2 rRNA genes are annotated in these 2,298 nt (G+C 56.0%); both read right to left on the reverse strand.

Going from position 1 to position 2,298, the window contains the following annotated elements:
- Positions 1-434 (reverse strand): 23S ribosomal RNA (locus RhoFasB10_RS25640); the annotation flags it as partial.
- 339 nt (positions 435-773) lie between these two features.
- Positions 774-2,291, reverse strand: a 16S ribosomal RNA gene (locus RhoFasB10_RS25645).
- Between the last annotated feature and the right edge of the window lie 7 nt (positions 2,292-2,298).

Raw genomic sequence — 2,298 nt, forward strand, 5'->3', positions numbered from 1 at the left:
TGTTTTCGTCTACGGGACTCTCACCCTCTACGACAGGCCGTTCCAGACCACTTCGACTAACACCATGATTTATCACTGTCGGACAGTCCGGCAGAACCATCACATGCAAACCCCACAACCCTCCATACGCAACCCCTGCCGGGTATCACACGCACAAAGTTTGGCCTCCTCCGCTTTCGCTCGCCACTACTCACGGAATCACAATTGTTTTCTCTTCCTGTGGGTACTGAGATGTTTCACTTCCCCACGTTCCCTCCACACACCCTATATATTCAGGTGCAGGTAACACGACATCACTCGTGCTGGGTTTCCCCATTCGGACACCCTCGGATCACAGCTCGGTTGACAGCTCCCCGAGGCTTATCGCAGCCTCCTACGTCCTTCATCGGCTCCTGGTGCCAAGGCATCCACCGTACGCTCTAAATTACTTACAACAAAGATGCTCGCGTCCACTGTGCAATTCTCAAACAACACACCCTCTCCGAACTTGACGCCGACACCAAACCACCACCGAAGCAGTGCGGTATGACCGACATTCGAAAAGAATCGTTTTCCTCCAGAAAGAAACAAACTCGCGCTTGTTCTCTCAGGACCCAACAGTATGCCGATATATTCACCCGCCGGCCACATCAAGGATGACGTGTACGACGCGAAAAGTCTGTCAGTGTTCCACCCGTGAGCTCCCGCAGACCTACAGACGAGGTCTAAACGGGCTCTGCCAGACATCATCCAACACCTATGTGCTGGTCCATGTTCTGGTGAATGCTCCTTAGAAAGGAGGTGATCCAGCCGCACCTTCCGGTACGGCTACCTTGTTACGACTTCGTCCCAATCGCCGATCCCACCTTCGACGGCTCCCTCCCACAAGGGGTTAGGCCACCGGCTTCGGGTGTTACCGACTTTCATGACGTGACGGGCGGTGTGTACAAGGCCCGGGAACGTATTCACCGCAGCGTTGCTGATCTGCGATTACTAGCGACTCCGACTTCACGGGGTCGAGTTGCAGACCCCGATCCGAACTGAGACCAGCTTTAAGGGATTCGCTCCACCTCACGGTCTCGCAGCCCTCTGTACTGGCCATTGTAGCATGTGTGAAGCCCTGGACATAAGGGGCATGATGACTTGACGTCGTCCCCACCTTCCTCCGAGTTGACCCCGGCAGTCTCTTACGAGTCCCCACCATCACGTGCTGGCAACATAAGACAAGGGTTGCGCTCGTTGCGGGACTTAACCCAACATCTCACGACACGAGCTGACGACAGCCATGCACCACCTGTACACCAACCACAAGGGAAACCGTATCTCTACAGCTGTCTGGTGTATGTCAAACCCAGGTAAGGTTCTTCGCGTTGCATCGAATTAATCCACATGCTCCGCCGCTTGTGCGGGCCCCCGTCAATTCCTTTGAGTTTTAGCCTTGCGGCCGTACTCCCCAGGCGGGGCGCTTAATGCGTTAGCTACGGCACAGATCCCGTGGAAGGAACCCACACCTAGCGCCCACCGTTTACGGCGTGGACTACCAGGGTATCTAATCCTGTTTGCTACCCACGCTTTCGTTCCTCAGCGTCAGTTGTTTCCCAGAGACCCGCCTTCGCCACCGGTGTTCCTCCTGATATCTGCGCATTTCACCGCTACACCAGGAATTCCAGTCTCCCCTGAAACACTCAAGTCTGCCCGTATCGCCTGCAAGCCCGAAGTTGAGCCCCGGGTTTTCACAAACGACGCGACAAACCGCCTACGAACTCTTTACGCCCAGTAATTCCGGACAACGCTCGCACCCTACGTATTACCGCGGCTGCTGGCACGTAGTTAGCCGGTGCTTCTTCTGCAGGTACCGTCACTCACGCTTCGTCCCTGCTGAAAGAGGTTTACAACCCGAAGGCCTTCATCCCTCACGCGGCGTCGCTGCATCAGGCTTCCGCCCATTGTGCAATATTCCCCACTGCTGCCTCCCGTAGGAGTCTGGGCCGTGTCTCAGTCCCAGTGTGGCCGGTCACCCTCTCAGGTCGGCTACCCGTCGTCGCCTTGGTAGGCCATTACCCCACCAACAAGCTGATAGGCCGCGGGCCCATCCTGCACCGATAAATCTTTCCACCACCCCACATGCATGGAATGGTCATATCCGGTATTAGACCCAGTTTCCCAGGCTTATCCCAGAGTGCAGGGCAGATCACCCACGTGTTACTCACCCGTTCGCCGCTCGTGTACCCCGAAAGGCCTTACCGCTCGACTTGCATGTGTTAAGCACGCCGCCAGCGTTCGTCCTGAGCCAGGATCAAACTCTCCGTAAAAGACTCT

The sequence above is a fragment of the Rhodococcus sp. B10 genome (assembly GCF_011770055.1).
Classification (GTDB): Bacteria; Actinomycetota; Actinomycetes; order Mycobacteriales; family Mycobacteriaceae; genus Rhodococcoides; species Rhodococcoides kyotonensis_B.